Source organism: Methanoregula formicica SMSP (assembly GCF_000327485.1).
In the GTDB taxonomy this organism is placed as follows: Archaea; Halobacteriota; Methanomicrobia; order Methanomicrobiales; family Methanospirillaceae; genus Methanoregula; species Methanoregula formicica.
The window spans coordinates 830,941-851,939 of sequence record NC_019943.1 but is presented as its reverse complement, the minus strand read 5'-3'; the positions used below and the strand labels follow the sequence as shown (position 1 = coordinate 851,939).

Annotated in this window: 20 protein-coding genes; 9 read left to right on the top strand and 11 right to left on the bottom strand. The window is 57.0% G+C overall.

All coding sequences use genetic code 11. From position 1 onward, the window contains the following. Positions 1–184 precede the first annotated feature (184 nt). Entirely contained in the window at positions 185–712 is a 528-nt protein-coding gene (locus METFOR_RS04315; RefSeq protein ID WP_015284884.1) for a UPF0254 family protein, read from the bottom strand. Continuing rightward, positions 709–1,347: a ThiF family adenylyltransferase gene (locus METFOR_RS04310; protein WP_048110806.1), complete on the bottom strand. Its 639-nt coding sequence runs from the start codon at positions 1,345–1,347 to the stop codon at positions 709–711. Before METFOR_RS04310 ends, METFOR_RS04315 begins: the two co-directional genes overlap by 4 nt. Positions 1,348–1,584: 237 nt before the next feature. Here METFOR_RS04310 and METFOR_RS04305 point away from each other — a divergent pair, with 237 nt between their 5' ends. Then, positions 1,585–2,208 (top strand): flavodoxin family protein, encoded by a 624-nt coding sequence (locus tag METFOR_RS04305; protein ID WP_015284882.1) that lies wholly within the window; start codon positions 1,585–1,587, stop codon positions 2,206–2,208. A gap of 30 nt (positions 2,209–2,238) precedes the next feature. Here the strand turns inward: METFOR_RS04305 and METFOR_RS04300 are convergent, their stop codons facing one another. From METFOR_RS04300 to METFOR_RS04280, 5 genes are all read right to left on the bottom strand, one after another. After that, positions 2,239–2,937: a Nif3-like dinuclear metal center hexameric protein gene (locus METFOR_RS04300; protein ID WP_015284881.1), complete on the bottom strand. Its 699-nt coding sequence runs from the start codon at positions 2,935–2,937 to the stop codon at positions 2,239–2,241. Then, the gene (locus METFOR_RS04295) at positions 2,882–3,778 is read right to left on the bottom strand and encodes a DUF1188 domain-containing protein (RefSeq protein WP_015284880.1); all 897 of its coding nucleotides are present in this window, start codon (positions 3,776–3,778) and stop codon (positions 2,882–2,884) included. The genes METFOR_RS04300 and METFOR_RS04295 overlap by 56 nt, the downstream gene beginning before the upstream one ends. Continuing rightward, on the bottom strand, positions 3,778–4,266 hold the full coding sequence (locus METFOR_RS04290; protein WP_015284879.1) for a DUF3236 domain-containing protein: 489 nt from the start codon (positions 4,264–4,266) through the stop codon (positions 3,778–3,780). Before METFOR_RS04290 ends, METFOR_RS04295 begins: the two co-directional genes overlap by 1 nt. Before the next feature lie 16 nt (positions 4,267–4,282). Further along, on the bottom strand, positions 4,283–5,323 hold the full coding sequence (gene hmdB / locus METFOR_RS04285) for a 5,10-methenyltetrahydromethanopterin hydrogenase cofactor biosynthesis protein HmdB (protein ID WP_015284878.1): 1,041 nt from the start codon (positions 5,321–5,323) through the stop codon (positions 4,283–4,285). Positions 5,324–5,439: 116 nt separating this feature from the next. After that, complete coding sequence (locus METFOR_RS04280) at positions 5,440–6,138, bottom strand: DUF4198 domain-containing protein (RefSeq protein WP_158491347.1); 699 nt, start codon at positions 6,136–6,138, stop codon at positions 5,440–5,442. Positions 6,139–6,275: 137 nt separating this feature from the next. Here METFOR_RS04280 and frhD point away from each other — a divergent pair, with 137 nt between their 5' ends. The 4 genes from frhD (at position 6,276) to METFOR_RS04255 (ending at position 9,028) form a co-directional block, all read left to right on the top strand. Beyond that, positions 6,276–6,827 carry a coenzyme F420-reducing hydrogenase, FrhD protein gene (gene frhD / locus METFOR_RS04275; RefSeq protein ID WP_015284876.1) on the top strand — a complete coding sequence of 184 codons (552 nt, stop codon included), beginning with the start codon at positions 6,276–6,278 and terminating at the stop codon, positions 6,825–6,827. 545 nt (positions 6,828–7,372) lie between these two features. Continuing rightward, entirely contained in the window at positions 7,373–7,825 is a 453-nt protein-coding gene (locus METFOR_RS04265) for a ribbon-helix-helix protein, CopG family (protein WP_015284875.1), read from the top strand. Positions 7,826–8,242: 417 nt separating this feature from the next. Next, positions 8,243–8,449 (top strand): winged helix-turn-helix transcriptional regulator, encoded by a 207-nt coding sequence (locus tag METFOR_RS04260; RefSeq protein WP_083883393.1) that lies wholly within the window; start codon positions 8,243–8,245, stop codon positions 8,447–8,449. Positions 8,450–8,692: 243 nt separating this feature from the next. Continuing rightward, complete coding sequence (locus METFOR_RS04255; protein ID WP_015284874.1) at positions 8,693–9,028, top strand: hypothetical protein; 336 nt, start codon at positions 8,693–8,695, stop codon at positions 9,026–9,028. A 78-nt stretch (positions 9,029–9,106) separates the two neighbouring features. Here the strand turns inward: METFOR_RS04255 and METFOR_RS04250 are convergent, their stop codons facing one another. Next, complete coding sequence (locus METFOR_RS04250) at positions 9,107–9,484, bottom strand: DUF5658 family protein (protein WP_148277591.1); 378 nt, start codon at positions 9,482–9,484, stop codon at positions 9,107–9,109. 1,153 nt (positions 9,485–10,637) lie between these two features. On the opposite strand from METFOR_RS04250, the gene nikR reads away from it, so the two are divergent. Next, entirely contained in the window at positions 10,638–11,060 is a 423-nt protein-coding gene (gene nikR / locus METFOR_RS04240) for a nickel-responsive transcriptional regulator NikR (protein ID WP_015284871.1), read from the top strand. A 100-nt stretch (positions 11,061–11,160) separates the two neighbouring features. On the opposite strand, the gene METFOR_RS04235 is transcribed toward nikR, so the two are convergent. Genes METFOR_RS04235 through cobN form a run of 3 tightly spaced genes read right to left on the bottom strand, consistent with a single transcriptional unit; the run spans position 11,161 to position 16,667 of the window. Further along, entirely contained in the window at positions 11,161–11,886 is a 726-nt protein-coding gene (locus METFOR_RS04235; protein ID WP_015284870.1) for an ABC transporter permease, read from the bottom strand. After that, on the bottom strand, positions 11,883–12,839 hold the full coding sequence (locus METFOR_RS04230) for a daunorubicin resistance protein DrrA family ABC transporter ATP-binding protein (RefSeq protein ID WP_015284869.1): 957 nt from the start codon (positions 12,837–12,839) through the stop codon (positions 11,883–11,885). The genes METFOR_RS04235 and METFOR_RS04230 overlap by 4 nt, the downstream gene beginning before the upstream one ends. 21 nt (positions 12,840–12,860) lie before the next feature. Next, on the bottom strand, positions 12,861–16,667 hold the full coding sequence (gene cobN / locus METFOR_RS04225) for a cobaltochelatase subunit CobN (protein ID WP_015284868.1): 3,807 nt from the start codon (positions 16,665–16,667) through the stop codon (positions 12,861–12,863). 256 nt (positions 16,668–16,923) lie between these two features. Between cobN and METFOR_RS04220 the strand changes: the two genes are divergently transcribed. The 3 genes from METFOR_RS04220 to METFOR_RS04210 are packed head-to-tail and all read left to right on the top strand — an operon-like array spanning position 16,924 to position 20,893. After that, positions 16,924–18,873: a putative cobaltochelatase gene (locus METFOR_RS04220; RefSeq protein WP_048110801.1), complete on the top strand. Its 1,950-nt coding sequence runs from the start codon at positions 16,924–16,926 to the stop codon at positions 18,871–18,873. Between the two features lie 58 nt (positions 18,874–18,931). Continuing rightward, positions 18,932–20,104, top strand: a complete 1,173-nt coding sequence (locus METFOR_RS04215) for a FecCD family ABC transporter permease (RefSeq protein ID WP_015284866.1) — start codon at positions 18,932–18,934, stop codon at positions 20,102–20,104. 12 nt (positions 20,105–20,116) lie between these two features. Further along, on the top strand, positions 20,117–20,893 hold the full coding sequence (locus METFOR_RS04210; RefSeq protein WP_015284865.1) for an ABC transporter ATP-binding protein: 777 nt from the start codon (positions 20,117–20,119) through the stop codon (positions 20,891–20,893). The last annotated feature ends 106 nt before the right edge of the window (positions 20,894–20,999 follow it).

Below are 20,999 nucleotides of genomic sequence, written 5' to 3'. Positions count from 1 at the left end.
CGGGTCCGAATAGTATTCAGTCAGGCACTCAGAAGATTACCCCGGTTTCCGGCAGTAAATATTGTCGCCGGCAACTACTCACATATATGCTGAAGGATTGTCGGTAAACCCCGTTTATTACACACTCATCCGGTATACTCTCTCACCGGTACAAAACAGAAATTGCCAGCAGACGGAGAAAATATTAATCAAGCCGGAGAAAATCCTCCCCGCACTCAGGGGGAATCCGGTTCATCAGCAGGCATTCCAGAGTATGGAGGGTTTTCTTAACGCCATGTGCCTGCCGTTCGAGAATGCGTCCGGCAGGCGATGATCGGAGATCGGCATCGATCCCGGAGGTTGTCAGCAGTTTGATCTCCGTCGTGACAACGGCGATTCCCCCTTTCCCGATGCCGGCTGTCGTGCCGATGCCGATATCGGCCTGCGTTATCTCCCGGACCGCCTCCGCCATCTTCAGCGCCATCATCTCGTCGCCCTGCTGGTCGTACACCTTGATATCATCGATGACCTCGAATGGCGGCACCGGCCTGATGCCGAGGATATGGTGGACACCGGAGAGGGTGGGAATGAAGAGTGCTGCAACCAGCGAGACGCAGGGGAGCGCGGGATCGGGACGCCACCCAAAATCCAGCGGATAACCCCGGGAGAGCGCATGGATCTCTTTCCCGACCAGCCCATGGGTGAAACATTCGGCCGTGGCAATGCGGATCATGATCTCTTTTCGTGAAGCATTTTTAAGATTTCTGATGCCATGGCAAGCGATACACGGTCCAGGACCGGTGGGATGACCGGCTCCCAGTCCCGGATCAGCTTGCCGGTGCCGACAAGCCGGTGATTCTTCACTCCATTCTGCCTGAGGTAATCAACAATAGGATTTTTGATATCTGCTTCATCGATCTCCAAGACCCGTACTGGCACATCCCCGACACCGAAAACCCCCATGGTACTGATTGTCGCGATGCCGTTCTTTTGGGCGTGCCTGATAATCTGTACGGTCACCGGCAGGGTATCGCCCCCGGCGATCTCGATACATACCACATCGCCGCGAATCAGGTCCAGGTTTTCTTCTGAGATATAGAGGGGAATTCCCTGGATATCCCTGCCAAACCCGCGACCGGCCAGTTTTTCAAGAAAACTGACCTTATACTCCCCCACGATGCCACCGAGGGACCGGAAGATCAGGTCGTCCGGCGATATTGTCTGTTCGTCTATTGCCGTGATGCGGGACGGGCCTCCCCGGTGCGCCTGCATCAGGTTCAGGGCAGTCCTCAGACCAAGCCTGCCAAGCCCGATCAGGGTAACGTCACCCCATGGCGCCTTCCTCTTCTCCATCTCTGCCAGATCCATATTTCACCATATTTTATGAATAAATGTTACAAAATCATATTTTCATAATACAATATGATAGGATCCCTTGCAGTCCGGAAAATTATAGTTTTTGGCATTGAAGACCCTTTTAAAAACATAAGATGATTTCGCCCTGTGTTAACCATTCTGGCGGGGAAGGGGGACGATACCGGTTATTTTCAATTGAGATAACATAAAGTATTAAATATTGTAAAAAATGTAATAACAAATCCGGAAATGTCACCCGGAAATAACGAAAAGCCAGCAATCTGCGCCCTCCTCGGCAGCCCGCGCCGGCAGGGAAACACGGCCCTGCTTCTCAGCCGCGCTGTGGCCGGGGCGCGGGAGGCGGGATGCACTGTTACGACAGTCATTGTGCCGTCACTCGAATTTTCGCCATGCCGCGAGATCTACTTCTGCCGCGACAATGACAGGTGCAAATTGCAGGACGGCATCACCGGCCTCTATCCGCTCTTCGCCTCACTCGACAGTCTCATCATCGCTACACCGGTCATGACCATGGGAGTCCCCGGCGCCCTCAAATCATTCATGGATCGCTTTCAGGTCTTTTATTGTGCAAAATACCTGCGGAACTCCCCGCTTGTCGCACCGGAAAAACGGAAATACCGGAATACTCTCTTCATCTCCATTGCAGGAATGAACCTCCCGGATAACTTCGATGGGGTAAGGCAGTCAGCTCTGGCATTCTGCGATATCATCGACTGTCCCCTCACTGACGAAATCCTGGTGCGGGACATGGATGGGAAAAAAGACCTGAACAGGTTCCCTGAAATTCTCGATGAGGCATACCGGAAAGGCAGGATGCTGGGGGAACATGTAGTTGCAGCGGTAAAAAAATAAGAGGATATCGTTTTTGCACGCCGGATTCTGTTAAAAATTATGTTTCAGGGCCGCGGACCTCCATGGACGGGATGATTCGGCCAGCCGTACCGTAACCCGGCCGGCACGGGAGATCACCTCAGCCAGGCGGAAAAGCCCGGGGAGTTCGGTCGCCTGGTGGGTGGCATCCAGCAGTACGATGCCAAGATTCTGTGCCAGTACCGCTCCCTTATGAGTGAGATCCCCCGAAAGGAAAAGATCGACGCCGCACTCCTTTGCAAGGGAAATGAGATCGGGTGATAACCCGAATCCTGAAACAAGGCCGACCGACCCGATCCTGCAGTCATGCCGGTAATTGACAATCCTGATATCATCCGTCCGGAGTTTACCCATGACCTCCCACGTGAACCGGGAGAGGGGCACCGGTCCGCCCCGGATTGTACCGGTTCTCCCAATCCCGGTCGCGGGATCCATGACACCGTCGACCGCGATATCGAGGCAATCCGCCAGTGCGTCGCACGCACCTCCCTCCAGCACATCCCAGTTGGAATGAATGACGTAGGTAGGGATCTCGGGTTCGCATACCGGAGGATGGTGCAGGATAAGGAGATCATACTCCCCCAGATCTGTCCCGCCAAGATCCTTTTCCAGGGGATAATCAAGAGAGATGAGGATGTGTCGGACTGCCAGGCCGTCAGCGTCTCCCGGGCCGATAAAACCAACCCGATCTCCCGCCAACGACAGATCCAAGGGGATGATTTCCTCCACATTTCTGAACAATGTCGTTGCCTTCAAGCATATCACCTCCCCGGACACCGGCAACATATGACTTCAGCCGTTCAAGGGTTCCCCAGACAAGGGCATCGCAATCCACATCTGTCAGCGAGGAAACGGTAAGCGCAGGGCGTTCCAGGCTCTCGAAAAAACGTGCAGGGTCCCGGTCCCCAAAAAGGATCCGTTCGGAGAATTCCATCGGTGCGGTACAGTAAAGGACCCCCTCCTGCCGATGCGCGGCGGCCATGGCATGCCGTAGCACGCCCATCGAGAGAGTCATTGTCCCGGACGTTTTCGCAGCCAGACCGCTGGTATGCAGGATGCCCTTCTCATCAGCCCGTATACTCCCGGCTCTCTCCCAGCACTGCCGTACCTGGCGGATCATCGTATCGCTCCCGTCGGATGCCGGGTCCTCTGTCACGAATGTCCTGCAACGGGGAAGACGATGGATATCCTCCGGGGATATACCCCCAATCCCGCTGGTATCCATGACAAAATCCCAGGTCCGGCCCGTTACTTCTTCAAGAGAGGTAGTGAACGATACTCCCGGGTGGAGCAGGCAGTTCAGGTGAGGATGGACATCAAGGACGGTTACCGGGCATTTTCCGATAAGCCTGTTTGCAATTCCCGCGCCGGTAAGATACGTTCCGATGATGAGAGCATTGCGGGGTTCCCGTCCGCGATCGGCCAGCCAGGCGGCCACTGCCCGGGCCTTGGTCGATATGACGGAGTTCATCACATGGGCCAGCATTACGCGGGAGGTGCAGGTACGCACCGCATGGGTGATACCGTATTCCGGCAGAGAAGATCTTGCCATTACGGATCCTGCCTCTCCAACTGACTGGTGAGCCCGATACGCTCCAGCGCCATCACCATCTCATCATGGACGGCCAGTTCCACGGGTTTTTTATGGATACTGTGGGATGGCGAGAGTCCCGCCGTCAGTATCCGGCCCCGGTTGTCGAGGATTACAAGCATCGATCCCGATCCGGGCATGCCTAATCGTCCCCGGGCAATGACCAGGTCGCACCCCGATATATCAAGCGCCATAAGCGCTTTCGTCAGTGCCGGCATCCGGCTTATATCGCAGCAGTTGGTGTCACAGTGCAGGTGAACGGCACGGGGCAGCCCGAATTCGGCAAGGACGGTATTGATAACGGATATCTTGACGGTGTTACGATTAGGAACGATGATGGTCCTTGCGCCGCGGATATAATGGCGGATTGCTTCCAGTTCAGCATCGGTATCGCCTTTGCGGGCGCCTGCCAGGGATTCATGGTATGCTCCCCGTATCAGATCCTCCATAAACACGAGGGCCACCTCAGCTCAGGGTAGGCAGACCGGCGTCGTGCCGGATTTCCTGCCGGGTTATCTGGGGATCCAGGCCGAGATCCCGGATTACCTTCAGCACCCCGGCCAGGGTTCCAAAGGCCGGCGACCCCACACCTTTGATAGGGAGGGGGTATTGATCCGGAATCACTGTTGCCACATTGTCTGCCCCGGCAAGGAGCGGGTACTTCAGGTTCTCCGGGCCTATCGTAGGGGTCGGAACGGTGATCCGTATCTCCGGGTAGAGGATCCTTGTGATGGCAATCGTCTTGATCTGCTCCTTCAGGGAACACGGGGGATGATTCTCCATGGGTGTGCCGGCATAGGGATTGAACCCCATGATGGGGATCTCCCCGAGAGTATCGAAAGCGGAGAGATAGTCCAGGTGCCGTACCCGGTCTTCGCAGGATTCACCGATACCAATCAACAGACCAGAGGAGAGCTCGATCCCGTTGTCCGAGATCATCCGGCAGGCATTTATACGCCGGTCCAGGGTCTCACCGGGTTTTATTGCATGGAAAATGGAACGGTTTACCGTCTCCAGGTTGCAGCAGACCGTGTCTGTCCCATAGCGTGCAAGAGATGCAACGGACTCCTTCGTAAGATCGGAACCCACGTTGATCAGAAGTTCAAGCGAAGAATTTTCCTTGACGATCCGGGCGGCATTCACGGCCTGCCTGCCCCCATATCCATGTGCACCGGAGCAGCTTACCCGGGGTATGCCCGACCTCCCGATATTCATTACTGCTTCCCGGATCTCATCATCGGTCTTGAAAAACGGGTGGAAATAACCGGAAGGAGAGGTCCCTGCGGCAAAACCGCAGTAATGGCATTTTGGGGTAACCTGGCACTGGTTGGTGAGATGGACTGTCGAGGTCAGCTTGATGGTCTTTCCATGCTCCTTCTTAATCAGGAATGCAGCCCTGCTCAGGCTGGCGAGATCTTCGTCGCGCGTGATATGGAAGAGCGCTAGTATCTCATGGGTATCCGGCCGTTCTCCCCCCCGGATTTTTTTAATAATTTTCTTAATCATATTAACACCACGTATGATGAATAAATAAAATATTATTAAGAAGTGATACAATATACATTATTCTATCTTTACCCGGACACCGTGATACCGGACAGGATCGGCGGCGATCCTATCGATCATACAGGAACAGTCCCCATAACCAGGGTCGTGACAAAGACCGTTTCATCGAATTCATCTGCCATCGATTTTGCACGGTCCCGATGGCGGGCGAGGAACATCCAGGTACCCGGGCCGGAAACCGGGAGACAAACAATCCCGTCTGCACCCGTTTTCCCCCGTGCAGCGATACGGCCCTGCTCTTTTGAAACGGCTTCCACGCAGACACCGGAAACCGGATTTCCCTCGTACACCAGGGAAAGGGCAATCTCCCTTCCGGCAACCAGATGTGCGGACCGGGGAATAATGTCGAGGATTCCATGAAGGTGCCCGGGAGGGGCGCCCCCGGTATTGCCGAAAGGAATGATGATTTTTGCCATCTGGCGAAACGCTCCGGCATACACGATATCATCATAACACCTCCGGGGCCCGAGTTTGCAACCGGCAGTCTGGGAAATGGATATAAGCACCGGATTGAGATCGGCAAACGATGTATAATACCCGTCTTTGACTGCCTTCAGTTCCAGGAAATGGCGCGTATCGACGCTCTTCATTTCCGGTATAATCTCCAATCCATCCGGATCAAATACCCGGGACACGATCCGGGACATGTCGATACTGCCGTCTGTACGCATGCAGTCCCCGTAGAGTATCTCGATATCCAAGCCGCGATCAGCGCGCTGTGCAACCTCCAGCCATATTTCGTGTCCATTAATCATACGCAAAAGGGAGTCCTGGCCTTGTCCGGGCACATCATACATAACCCAGTATTGCAAAGGCACAGTATTAAAAATTTATTAAAACGTAGCAAAATTTAATAACATTATATGCAAAATGACATAATGGGGATGGCCCGATGAAAGGGGATACCGATAACAGGGAATTTCTTCTGTATACTGAGACAGTCATCGCAGGATGCGGCAACCCGCTTTTTGGCGATGACGGGTTCGGGCCTGCTGTTGCCGAAGCCTTGCAGAGATTTTACTTCCCGGAGAACATCAGGATAATCGATGCCGGGACCAGCGGGCCGGCAATGATCTTCGATATCCTCGATCCGGCTGCCACAAAACACCTTATCGTCATCGATTGCGCCGATTTTGGTGCACAACCCGGGACAATCCGTGTTTTCAACCTGTCATATCCCGTTCCTGCCGGTATCCGTGATGCGCAGCCGGGGGGGATAATCGCAGCTCTGAGCGATCTTGCTCCGCATATCAAAATCACGATTATCGGGTGCCAGCCACGGGAGAATACCTGGCCTGAATTGAAAATTGACCTTTCCGATGAGGTTGCCCGGGCGATCCCCATGGCAACCAGAACAGTCCTGGAGCTTCTGGACATGGACACCGGCTGCCCGCTCTGTTGCATCCTCCAAAAAACCGCTATCGGGCTCACCGGAGACAACTGAACTGAAATCCACAGCGGCACATTTTTCCCCGGCCGGAAACGGAATCTTGCAGGCAGGCACTCTACTCTGGGCAGGTCGTGGTATTTGAATGAGAGGGGGATTATGACGCCGGTAATCCCGGACCGTGGCGTGCCAGAGATCGCTGATCGCCGAATTCATCGGTCAATCCGACAAGAAAACGGGATCCGGGTTCTTCATGGGCGATATAAAAAAAGGGACGTGCAAAAATTACCTTTCGCCAGTAGACTGGGAGAAACCCGTGAACATCGGAGTGATTTCCGGTGAGGCTCAGATTCCGTCACCGTACAAAATTCAGCATATAAAGTATTAAGTTTTTTCTTTTTTGTATGATTATATATTACATTTATAAGGATATTGGAGATTTTTGCCGATGCTGGACGATATCCCGGAACCTGCTACGGCACCCACCCGGAGAACAATCATGAAGACCTCAAGATATCCGGTATAAACCGGTCGGATAGTAATTGAGATTATGTATAGTATTCTTACATAGTATTAAAAAAATAAGATTTCATAAGATTGAAATGGTGGAGAGAAAAGAGAGACTACCTATAACCATGATAACCGAAGACGATCTCTGCCGTATTGGAGTATCCCTCCCCAATAACCTGCTCGGGCAATTCGATGAAATCCTGAAATACCGACAATACACATCCCGTTCCGAAGGCATACGCGATGCTATCCGGATCTATACCATCAACAACCAGTGGATTTCCGATTCAACGGGCCTCCGTAAAGGTGTCATTACAATCGTCTACAATTTCAGGACCGCGAATCTTTCTGAGTTCATTTCCGATATCCGGAATCAGTACAGGGACGCAATCCAGACAATCTTCATGCGACAGGTATCGGAAGAACGCCGGGTAGAGATCATGGTTGTCAGGGGAACAAGTACGGAACTTCGTGAACTGGCCGATTCACTGGCGGAAAAGAAGGGGATTGAGTCCGTCCGGATCACAACGGTATCGTTGTCATAGTCCTTCCGCCCCCAGCTGAAGATTCCCCCAACCATACTGTTTTAAAATCCAAATGATGGATCCCTTATCCACCCCTCCTTGCCCCCAGGAGGGGGTGCTACCTCCCCCCACCCGTATAATCATAAATGACAGACTAAGCCCACTATACTACAAAGAAAGGGATTACTGGAATATTCAGCTGTTCCGGCTAAGGGGTATGATCGGACCGAAAGAGAAGTGGGGAAGGGGGTGTCCGGAATCTCGAACGATGAGAACGCTAACGACATCATCCTGAACCCATACGTGTCAGGCCCCTGGTTGAAACAGGAACCGTCAGGGGCCGGGATTATCATTTTGGGATATCTGAAAGGTCAAATGCATGGTACCCTTCCACCCGGATCTTTTCCTTACCATCTATATGCTTGCCAATAAGACAGAATGTCTCCTGGCGCCGGTCATTCCGCCACCGGGCTGATCGGGCGCATTTCCTATGACGAAGTCCCGCCGCGAGTAGAGTACCATCCTACAGTACATGGGAGGGAACTCCGCGAGGTGCTCGGTCCCATGATGAAATGGGCAAGGCAGCACAACCAGCTCTACATGAACTACCGGAAACCCGGATCCGGCAGGGCACCGGACCTGTGATAGTCTGTATAGTAATTGGACGTGTGTTTGCAGGCTGCAACATTTAATTAGTATCACATTTTTAAAAATTTTACATATTTTTTCATACAATAATAAAAAAGTTTATGTGTATCCGAATCCAACATAATATACAGGGTATGCCTGGACCTCCAGAAACACCCGCACTTTCGACAAGACAAATAAACAATCGTTGTACCTGGAACGGCGGGGAAACCGATTCCCGGTACAACGGGAGTTGTGGGAATGAAGACAACACTGTTTAATGGCAGCAGGAGAGCCGAGATCGACACGCAGTTTGATGAGTGCCTCTATGCAGCCCCCCGGCCACAGAAGAGATCCAACGGGTTCCAGCACCAAGGGAAAGATCTCTACATCCACACCGATCCGGAAAAACGGATCACCTACTACCTCCATCTCTGGTCAACCGATCGTACAGTAAAAGATAAGATCATGCCGGTCTCACCGGCAACCGCAGAGCGCTTCCTGAGGGGAAAAGGACTTGTCTGCAACCTGTTCCCGAAAAACGATCCCATTGCAACACTCTACCGCTGGGGTTACGGAATAGCAGAAGAGTTCTGATCCCGGTTAATTGCACACATCCCATCATCTCTTTTTGGACCCGGGCAGTTCTGAACTGCTCCTATACCAACTCCCGTTTCACGCCAGTACCTGCGGCAGGATCACAAACACGTTGTTCACGACAACGAAGATGTACATCGTGATAAGCAGGCAGTAAAAGAACACGCCCGAGCCCTGCACCCGCATCTCTGCAACCAGTGCAACGATAACTATCACTGCCAGGATTGCACCCTTGAGCGCCAGGTGGATCACGGGATGCGCAACCACGGCGACCATGAACGGGTTGAGCTCGATGCCACCCATCAGGAGGATGATCTCCGTTGTCACGATATCGAGCAGGAACAATGAGGCAAGAATGAGGACGAGCTCAAGAATGCGGCGTGCCGCGTCCTCCTCCAGCGCCTGGCAAACAGGGACAGGATAGTGGAGCCCGGGTACCATGATTCCTGCTGGCATAGCAGATACTAAAAACGTGCTTATATTAATCCTTTTTTGTCATTACAACCTCGATTTGGCGATAAAATTAAAATTCGGCCCGGATTTTCACGTTTTTTATGCACCATTAAGAAAACATTGGTACCTGGTGCTACGTGAATTGTCTGAACAACATACCACGCAGGTACTTGTGGTGGGGCGGGGAGGGGGCCCGATCCGGGAACTGGCAGGGGGGTCTCCCGCACACCCCCCGCCAACCGGTCCCGGCCCCACCCTTGACCCTCACTATTTACGGCCGACGTAAAACCACAGCAATACGACCGCCCGGCAGCCCCCCGGTTCCCGCAATTTCCGGTCGCAGCTGGGGGTATCAGGTATACCCTCCAGGCCCCGGGCGGGGGGGTATGATCCGACCGGAACGCACCATGGGGGGGAGGTATGCCGGATACCCCCCCGCCTCATTTTTGGGAGTTGTGCATTATTGCACGGTTTTTCCGGACCAGACTTCCGGCGGAGAGATGGCAGCGTAACCCTCCCCAAACCGGGAAGCGGGAGGTCTCTTCCGGCAAACGGGGGGAGGGGTATCACGGACACCCCCCTCCCACGGGGCAGGGGGGTAGGATCGATTTGAGAGACATGAAGGGGAGGGGGTGTCCTGAATTACGTTTGATGCGAAAGTCATCGGTATTCACATGAACGCGGAAGAGAAGTCCTATTGCATCGGGAACGAGCGTAGCAGCCGCACTCTCACCAGCGCCCGGAATATGGGATAAGAAGCGGCGGTAAGACAGAAAAAGGGAACCTGGTACGGAAGAAAGATTCTTTTTTTGGCGACAGGTTTCCCTGCGGTTTTTGTTGCCGGATTTTTGTTATGGTCTTCTCCGGTGCCTTCTTTGTTATCCCCATAGTAGTGTCCGACTCCGCTTACCGGTATTGCTTCATGAACAGGGATGCGAAGACGGGGCCATCAGATCCGGTCGTGTGCTTTGAGGGAGTGGATCCGGCAGCCGGGATGCAGACTGGCAGCGTACGAGAGCCAGAACACTTTCGCACAGGCCAGGCGATAAAAACCATGGTTTTCGTTATTTATTGTATTACCAAGTACAACGCATATCCGCGTTTGTTCAAAATCCTTAAGACCAAGTAATTATGATATTCCCATCACTGATACCCCATGACCATGGACGACGACCTCTCGCGGATCGGCATCTCGCTGCCGAAGAACCTGCTCGAAAAGTTCGATGAGATCCTGAACTACCGCGGCTACTCCTCACGTTCGGAAGGCATACGCGATGCAATCCGGACGTATATTACGTATTACAAGTGGATGAGCGATGTCAAGGGTGAGCGGGAGGGAGTCATCACGATGGTTTACGACCACGAGCAGAGAAACCTCCTGCAGACCATTATGGAAATCGAGCACGATTACCACGATATCATCAAGGCCTCACTTCACTCCCATGTTACACAACAGCGCTGCCTTGAAGTGATCCTTGTCCATGGCGACGGGACCAAACTCAAGGCCCTTGCCGAGAAGCTGATGGCACACAAGGGCGTCGAGTCCGTGAAGCTCACAACCATCGCGATCGAAGAATAGTTCCTTCGGACATTATCGGACGATTATTGAAGAATTATCCTGCCGGATCCGGGTCTTCCCCAAAAAACAGGGAAAACATCCCCTCCGGCCCGCAATTGAGTCAGATGGTAACCTTGCGGAAAACGCGCAGGCAGATTGCCAGGAACGCAGCATCCAATACAAGGAGAAGGAGGATCGCTCCTGCCGGGAAGCCCCCGGCAGTCACCTCCCGTACTGCATCGATCGCATAACTGAGCGGGTTGAGGTGCGCGATGGTACGGAGCCATGGGGGCATGACGCTGTACGGCATCAGGGCGCTCGACGTGAAGAAGAGCGGCATCGAGATCATGGTGTTGAATGCAGCATAGGAGTCATGGTCTTCGAGATAGAGCGCGATCGTTGTTGCAAAACCGGAGATCAGGACCCCGAAGAGGAAGAGCACGAGATACGTGATGCCGTACTGTACCGGGTCAAGCAGGCTCGCCCCGATCAGGAGCGCGATGACCAGGATGATGGTTGCCTGGACCAGCCCGCGGCCGGTGATGAAGAGGATCTTCCCGATAAGGATGTTGCTCCGGGGAGCCGGCAGGGCCAAAAACTTGTTGAGGAAGCCGAGGATCTTATCGAACATCAGGAGTGCTCCCCCGGAGAGGCCGGCTGTGAGCATGGTCATGACCAGGATGCCCGGCACGATGAAATCAAGATAGTTGCCGGTGAACTGCACCGGCAGGGCAAGCCCGACAAAGACCAGCCATGCCGCCGGCATGACGAGCGAGGAGACCACAGCCACCCTGCCGCGGCCCCACTTCAGGAAATCCCGTTTCATGTAGGCGACAATACCGTTCATTTCCTCCTCCTGAGCATGATCCGGAACTTGTCGAACGCGAATCCCTGCGGCTCCTCCTGCCGGCCCACGGCCTGCAGGAAGACGTCGTCGAGGGTCGGTTCCCGGAGCGCCATGGACCGGACAACGCACCCATTGTTCTTCAGCGCATCGGCAAGGAGGGGAAGCGCCAGTCTCCCGTTCGCGGCAGTGAACGATACCTCGTCGCCATTCCTGCCGACAAAGGCAGTCCCCTCCAGTTCCGGCGGGGTAAACGGGCCCTCGACCCTGGCCGTTATCACGTCCTTCATCAGCCGCGTTTTCAGTTCGGCAGGCGTCCCGAGCGCCGCGATCCTGCCCTGGCTGATGATCCCGACGCGGTCGCAGAACTGGTCCGCCTCGTCCATGTAGTGGGTGGTGACAAAGACCGTCATGCCCTTCCTGCGGAGCGAGCGGATGTGTTCCCAGATCCGTTTCCGGGCCGCTACATCGAGCCCGATGGTCGGCTCATCGAGGAAGAGGACGGACGGTTCGTGGACAAGGGCCTGCGCAAGCTCGAGCCGCCGGCGCATTCCCCCGGAGTAGGTCCGTATGAGGTCGTCGGCCCGGTCGGTCAGTTCCATCACGGCCAGTGCCTCGTCTACCCGGTCCGCGGCATGGGGCACACCGTACAGGTCTGCGAAGAACCGGACGTTCTCCCGGCCGGTCAGCTTGATGTCCACCGCCATGTCCTGCGGCACGTAGCTGAGTGCACGCCGCACCTTTTCCCCCTCGCGCCGGACATCGTACCCACAGACGCTCGCCCTGCCTTTCGTCGGGGCGAGCAGCGTTGTCAGCATCAGCACTGTTGTCGTCTTGCCGGAACCGTTGGGGCCAAGCAGGGCGAAGATCTCGTTATCTACCGAGAGGTTCAGGTTGTCCACGGCGCAGAGATCCCCGTAATACCTGGTCAGGCCTTCGGTCTCGATCGCGTTCATCGCCGGCCATCCCCGCTCTGATTACCGCTGGTGTCGTGCATGGACTTTTTCCAGGATATCTTTCATCGCGTCGCCCCATAAGGGATTGTCGTCCATGGTAACAACATCCACGGTGCCGCCCTGGTAATCCCCCTGCCCGGACCGGTCCTCCATCCAGGACTCGATCTCAAGGTAGTTCTTCTTCAGCTCGTCCAGCACCCGGGGATCTGCATCCCAGAGGCTGCGGGTATGGGCTTCGAGAAGCCGGCGGGCAATCTCTTCGAGGGCATAGGGGTTGTTCTGCTCAAAGAAGTCCCGCATCTCCTCATTGTTGACAAACGTATCGGCAATATCGTTGAAGATCCAGTCGTCCACTTCCTGCGTGGATGCCGACCAGCCATAGACCCGCGTCACCCGCTTCATGATATCGGAAGCCCCCTTATACCCGTGATCCTTCATGCCGTAGATCCATTTCGGGTTGAGGAGCCGGGTCCGGACAACCCGGCGGATCTCGTCGCCGAGGTCCCGCACCTCGACGTTCTCCGGTTCACGGGTGTCGCCGTAATAGGGCTTCACGTTGTTGCCCGAGTAATGCCGGGCTGCCGCCGTGAACCCACCGTGCGTGCCGAAGTAGCAGCAGCAGCCGAGGAGGTCATGTTCGTCGGATTGGATCTTGTTGAACGTGACCGAGACGGTCGAAAGGCTTGCCGCGAGGTGCTCATGGGCGTCCTTTCCCGCAATGTCCCGGCCATAGGCATACCCGTTGTACGCCACAAAGATATCGGCGAGGTCGGCCTGCGTCTTCCATGCGCTTGAGAGCACGGCAAGGTTGACGCCGCTTGCGTACGAGCCCGGCCGCGAGGAGAAGATCCTGATCGTTGCATCCCGGAATCCCGCCCCCGTCTCGACCATGCTCTTCTGCGTGTGGCGGCGGACGAAGTTTTTCTCGGAAGGTTCGTCGAGCGCGGCAACGGCCCGGATAGCATCGTCGAGCAGCTCGTAACAGCTGGCGAAGTTGTCCCGCAGGATCCCCGTAGTCCGGACCGTGATGTCTATCCTGGGGTGGCCGAGCTTGTGGAGCGGGACTATCTCAAAAGACCTGACCTGCCCGTTCTTCTGCCAGACCGGGCGGGCGCCGATCAGCCAGAGCATCTCGGCAAACATCTCCCCGTCGGACGCCATGATGTCGCCAGCCATCCAGTAAAAGGCGATGTTCTCGGGAACGGTACCTTCTTCGCGCGAATACTTCTCGATGAGAGCGTCTGCCAGGCGCTGCCCCACCCGCCATGCGGCCTGGGTCGGGACGCGGTGCGGGTCCAGCGAGTAAAAGTTCCGGCCGGTCGGCAGCACGTCCTCGTGCCCCCGCGTGATCTGGCCCGAGGGGCCTGCCGGGACATAGCGGCCGTCCATACCGTGCAGGAGGGAATCTGTCTCCCGTGATTCGTCGATCCGCCGGCTGATGTCGATCACCCGATCCCTCACGATATCGAGGGCCTCCACCTGCCCTTCGGATATCCTCCTGCCGAAGACCAGGGCAGCCGGGACCGCGGGATCGTCGAGTACGGCAGCGACAAAACGCTCCAGCTCCCGGTCAACCTCTTCGAGCAGGGCGCCGTACGACATCCCGCGATCCTCAGAATACCGGTCCTGCCCTTCAAGGAGCTCGTCCAGGTCAGACCCGATGACCCCCGCAATGAGTCGGCGGGGTGACGCGGGGCCGTTATCGAACCGGATGACGGAGCTGACAAACTCCACCCGCTGCGCACCTGCGGGAACGCTGCCGAAGACATGCATGCCGGACGGGATCCGGGTATTGCGGATCTTCGAGAGCGCTTCGTGAGCCTTCGCCACCATGACATCGAGGGGCATCCCGTGATCCAGGTGCATATCCTTGTCCAGGTTCGCCCGGATCAGGGCTTCGGTGAGCTGGTGCTGGAGGGCGTGGGCGCGGGCCGGGTCGTGGCGGGCAGTCTCGTACTCGGAAAGGATGCTGTCGATCTCGAGAAGCTCGTCATACAGCCCGCTGCCGGTCATGACTGCCTGCATGTGGTCGACCAGGACGGCATAACCGCGCCGCTTGGCGGTCGTTCCTTCCGCAGGGTTGTCGGAATTATAGATATACAGGCAGGGCAGGTTACCGGCAGCGATGTCCGGGAAACACTCCTGCGAGAGGCCGGTGCCCTTGCCCGGCAGGAATTCGAGGCTGCCATGCGTGCCCACGTGGACGATGAGGTCGGCCTTTCGGACCTGGTCGAGCCAGTAGTACGTGGCAAGGTACTGGTGCGGCGGCGGGCATTTCGGATCGTGGAGTATTTTGCAGACGGTTCCGTCGCACCGCGATCCATAACATCCCCGCTTGGGCTGGACGTGCACCGTGGCATTGCCAAGGGATATTCCCGTAATCAGCATACGGTTGCCCAGCACCATCCCTTCCCCGGGAGGCTCGCCCCAGGTCCCTGCCACGTTCTTTTGGACCACCGGAGGCAGCGATCTGAAATACGGCAGGTACGTATCCAGGTCCATCAGGTCGAGGGCCCCCCCGCAGGCAACGATGTCCTGCGCCGTTGTCCACCGGAACTCCGATAGTGCCTTCTTCTCCTGGATAGCATCGACAAGCTCTTTGCCGGATGCCGGAGGCGAAACCCGGTACCCGGCTTCCGCCATGCGGGCAAGGATACGGGCAACGCTCTCCAGCGTGTCGAGGTTGGATCCCCCGCCGATATTTGCCTCGGTGCCGGCACACGGGTTGTTGTTCAGGATGAACGCAACCTTCCGGTCGGCTGCCGGTTTTTTTGCAAGCATTATCCACTTCCGGACCCTGCGGGCGATCTTCGCGCACCGGTCCGGGACAGCCTCCCGGGTCTTGCCGCCATCGGGCTTGCTCCGGCTGGTCCCGGCAAAGACCGGCTCGATCACCCCTTCGAACTCCGGCAGGGCTACCGACCAGCCGACATCCCTGCTGAGACCGTCCGATGCCTGCCACTGGGCAAGATCCATGTACATGGTCACGACCGGGGAGAAGACCGGGATGTCAAGGGACCGGAGCAGCCCGATCCCGGCCGAAGTCCCGGCCGGGGAAGGGCCGCTGCCCCGTACCGAGCCAAAGAGGAACGGGATGAGCTTGACCATCGCGTCGACAAGGGGGGTCCCGTTCCGGACAAGGTAATCGGACACCACCTCGTCCATGCCCCGGGCGCCGAGCGCATCGTCGCGGATCGCGTAGGTGAAGACAGGAATAACGGCAAGGCCTTCGGCTTCGAGGCTTGCGATGAGCTGGTCTTCGAGTGCCACGTTTCCCGCCGCCCACGATGTACGGGAGAAGACAAGGGCAACGCGGTACTTATCCCCTGCACGACTGCCGTACCAGGCAAGGTACTCGTCCACGCCGGAAAACACCTGCGGTGCTTCGGGATGGTACAGTCCTTCCCAGGGTACATCGGCGGGGGGATCCACCGGAGAGAGAGTGCCGGTCAGTTCCCGGTCGATATACCGGAGCAGGTTTTTAAAATTTTCATCCCCGTTGTTGGTGATGTACCGGTGACAGGTGGTCACTATCTCCGGTCGTACCGTGGACCGGGCCCAGAAGGACGGATCGGGACCGAGCGAGATGACCGGGACCGTCTTTTTGATCTCCTCGACCTCCCGGTCAAGCTCTTCCCAGAACAGGTCGGATGTATGGTACAGGAGGATGACGTCGGAGTCCTTCATCGAAGCGACCGCTTCCTCCCGTTTCTCCGGTGATTCTTCGAGAATCCGGGTGGGGTAGATGGCACACCGGATCGCGCAGGTTTCCGCTGCACGTTTCATGACAGGGGCATAGGACCCCCACATAACAGAAGTGATCTTCATTGGCCGTCCATGGCGGGCACCCGGGGCGGGGATAACGGCTGTCCCGGATACCGCGTATCGTGAATTCTGATACTTCTATTGTTAATAATTTTGTTAATCATGTTATCAGGAGTGTACGAAAATGAAACAGGTAATACTAAATGTTAAGATATCTCTCATTGTAGTTATTACCAGCCAGAACCCGGGCGGGAGTCCGGACTGGAATGCAGGACGAGCAGGAACTGTTCCGCACCATTACCCGCCGGGAAGTCCCCGTATGAACCACTTCCATGACATCTACCCGTTCACAGCCATCGTCGGCCAGGAGCAGATGAAGAAGGCCCTGGTCCTGAACGCAATCAACCCCCGGATCGGCGGGGTCCTGATCAAGGGGGAGAAAGGCACGGCGAAGTCAACCGCAGCCCGGGCGCTTGCCCTCCTGCTCCCGGACCGGCTGGTCGTCGACGGGTGCATCTTCGGTTGCGACCCTGCCGATGCGGGAGGGCTTTGCCCGGACTGCAGGAAGAGGGCCCCGGATCTCCCTGAAGGGAAAGCCCGCATGAGAGTCGTCGAACTCCCGATCAGTGCAACGGAAGACAAGGTCGTGGGAAGCCTCGACATCGGGCATGCGCTGAAGAACGGGGAGGTGAAGTTCGAACCGGGCATCCTTGCGCAGGCGCACCGGAACATCCTGTACGTGGACGAGGTAAACCTCCTGAACGACCATATCGTCGATGTCCTGCTCGATGCCGCGGCGATGGGCATGAACTTTGTCGAACGGGAGGGGGTCTCCTATGTCCACCCGTCCGCGTTCATCCTCATCGGCACCATGAACCCCGAGGAAGGGGAACTCCGGCCCCAGCTCCTCGACCGTTTCGGCCTCTGCGTGGAGATCGGGGGCATCCGCGATGTGGATACCCGGGTCGAGGTGATCCGGAGGAGGCAGAAGTACGACGATGCACCGGAAGCGTTCATCCGATCCTTCGAATCGCAGGAGGAGGAACTGCGCGAACGGATCGTCCGGGCACGGGAACTGTTGCCGGGGGTAGGAGTGTCCGATGCTATGGTGAAGATGATCGCACAGGTCTGTATCGATATGGCAGTTGACGGTCACCGGGCCGACATCACGATGATGAAAACCGCGGCAACCATTGCGGCATACAACGGGCGCACTGCGGTGAACGACGAGGATGTACGGGAAGCAGCGGAGCTCGTGCTCTCCCACCGCATGCGGAGGCGGCCGTTCTCCGAGCAGCAGATGGACCGGCAGAAGATGGAGCAGTCGATCCAAAAATCGCAAAACGAGCGGCAGCAGCCCCATCATGAACCCGAGCACCGGCACCCGCATCAGCCCGGGGAGAACGCAACGCCGGACGGTTCCGCGACAACCCGGTTTGCCGAGGGGCAGCCCTTTACAATAGACCCTGCGACCCTCTCCGTTCCCCGTCGCATCGATTCATTCAAACGGGAAGGGAACGGGAGACGGAGCGTCACGGAATCGCGGGACGGGAAGTATGTCCGGAGCAGGATCCCGGAGAGAGCCGGGCCGGATATTGCACTCGATGCAACGATCCGGGCCGCTGCGCCCCGCCAGAAGGAACGGGAAGGAACGCTCGCCGTGAAGATCGGGACATCCGATATCCGGGAGAAGGTGCGGGAACGCAGGATGGGAAACACCGTGCTCTTTGTTGTCGACGCCAGCGGGAGCATGGGTGCAGAGCAGAGGATGACGGCCGTCAAGGGTGCCATCCTGTCGTTACTTATCGATGCCTACCAGAAGCGCGACCGGGTCGGCCTCGTGGTCTTCCGGGGCAAAGGCGCAGAAGTCCTCCTCCCCCCGACATCGAGCGTGGAGCTGGCCCGGATCTCCCTGCAACAGATTCCCGTTGGCGGGAAGACCCCGCTGGCCCACGGGCTCTCAAAAGCGTACGAGGTCCTGATGCGAGAGATGATGATCAATCATCATACGATCCCCCGGCTCTACCTCATCTCGGATGGCAAGGCGAACGTCAGCATGGGGTCCGGTTCCCCGATGGACGATGCCCGCGGCATGGCCTCCCATATCCAGAAAGCCGGTATCCCCTCGTTCGTGATCGACTCCGAGCAGGGCTTTGTCACGTTCGGTCTTGCCCAGGCTCTTGCCGGCGATCTCGGAGCGCAGTACCTCCGGCTCGAAGACCTGCAGGCCGACAAGCTTGCCGGGATCGTCAAAGGTATCGGGATGTGAATGCCGGCCCGGTTGTTGCCTTTCCAACAGGAAAAAACCTGAAAAACCGCGGACTATTATGCCAGAGACGTGCTCACCCGATCCGGCTGTAAAGGAATCCGTCCATACCCTGTACAAGGCCGGAAGCGCACGGCGCCTGGCCCTGATTGCGGGGCTCTCGGCTCTCGTCATCGTGACGGCAATCCTCTCCGCAGGGATCGGGACGGTCGCCATCACCCCGCAGGACACTGTCCTTGCCATCGGCCATTCCTGTGCGGTCTCCCTCCAGGACTTCCTGCATACGCACCTGCCTGCTGTTGCTGCGTGGTACGACGCTGTCCCGTTCACGATTCCTGCCCCGCAGAACCCGCAGGCCGAGCTGATCGTTGTCGGGTTCCGGCTGCCCCGGATCTTCCTCGCTATCCTGACCGGGATTAGCCTTGCGGGGGCAGGGGCAGTCATGCAGGGCCTGTTGCGAAACCCCCTCGTGAGCCCGTTCACGCTCGGGCTTTCGTCGGCTGCATCGTTTGGCGCTGCGCTCGCCATCGTAATCGGGCCGGGGGTCCTGGTCTCGTACTTCCTGCTCAGCTACGATATGTGGATCGTTGTTTTCGCCTTTGTCTTTGGCTGGCTCTCGATGCTCCTCGTTTACTGGATCTCACAATCGCGGGGGACAACGCAGTCCACCCTCATTCTTGCCGGGGTCGTTATCGGGTACCTCTTCACCGCCGGGGTCATGGCACTCAAGTACCTCACCAACAACGAGAAACTCCGGGAACTGATGGTCTGGTTGATGGGAGGGATGTGGGGGGCAAGCTGGAATGCCGTCCTCCTCCTCATCCCTCTTGTCATTGTCTGTTTCTTCCTGCTCGAACGGAGGGCATGGGACTTGAACGCTCTTTCGGCGGGGGATGACGTGGCAAAGAATCTCGGGATCAATGTCGAGCGACTCCGCCTCTCCGGTCTGATGATCTCGACCTTTGCTGCGTCCTGCTGCCTTGCCTTCACCGGCATCATCGGCTTTGTCGGCCTCATGGGGCCGCATATCTGCCGGATGATCATTGGCAGCGACCACCGGTACCTTATCCCGTGTGCCGGCCTGATGGGCGCAGCGATCCTGCTTCTTTCCGATACCGTTGCACGGACAATCATGAGCCCGGTCGAGATCCCGGTCGGGATCATCATGTACGCAATCGGGGGCGTCTTCTTCCTATTCCTGATCATGCGGGGAAAGGGCAGAGGTTTGTACTAGGAGCTGGCAGGAATGGAGATCACTCTTGACAATGTCTGCAAGGACTATGGTGAAAAACGGGTACTGGATGACATCTCGTTCTCCCTTGGGAAGGCCGATATCGTTGCCCTGGTGGGGCCGAACGGCTCCGGGAAATCGACCCTCATCAAGATCATCGCGGGGGTTCACAGCCAGACCTCAGGGAGCATTGGCATCGACGGGACCGACATCCGGAAGATCGATCCCATCGAGCTGGCCAAGTGCATCGGGTACGTGCCGCAGCACTTCACGTACACGCTCTACTCGACCGTCTTCGAGACGGTCCTTCTCGGCAGGCGGCAGCACATCAAGTGGTCGGTCTCAGACGAGGAACTCTCCCGGGTCCAGCACTCGCTTGAAGCACTGGAGATGGAGCACATGGCAGGGAGCTACATGGACCAGCTCTCGGGAGGGGAGCGTCAGAAGGTCTTCATTGCCCGGGCGCTTGCCCAGGACCCGAAGCTCTTCCTCTTCGATGAACCAACCAGTGCGCTCGACATCCGGTACCAGATCGAGGTGATGGAGACCATGCGGGAGATCACGTGGGAACGCGGGGCCGGCATGATCATCGCGGTCCACGACCTCAACCTCGCGTACCGGTACGCGGACACCGTTGTCGTACTGCACGGGGGAAAGATGGCCGGCTACGGGAAACCGCAGGAGATCCTCACCCCGGAGTGCATCCGGAAGGTATACGGTGTGGATGCATTTGTCATTGAGAACGAGCAGGGAAAATTCCTGGTCCCGTTCAGGGCAGGATCAGCGCCATAAACGGGCCGGAAATGGCGGCAATGATCACGGTATCCGAAACTGCCTCCGGCCCCCTGTTGCAGTCGCCAAGGAGTGTTTCCCAAATACCGGGATGGCCCGACAGTAC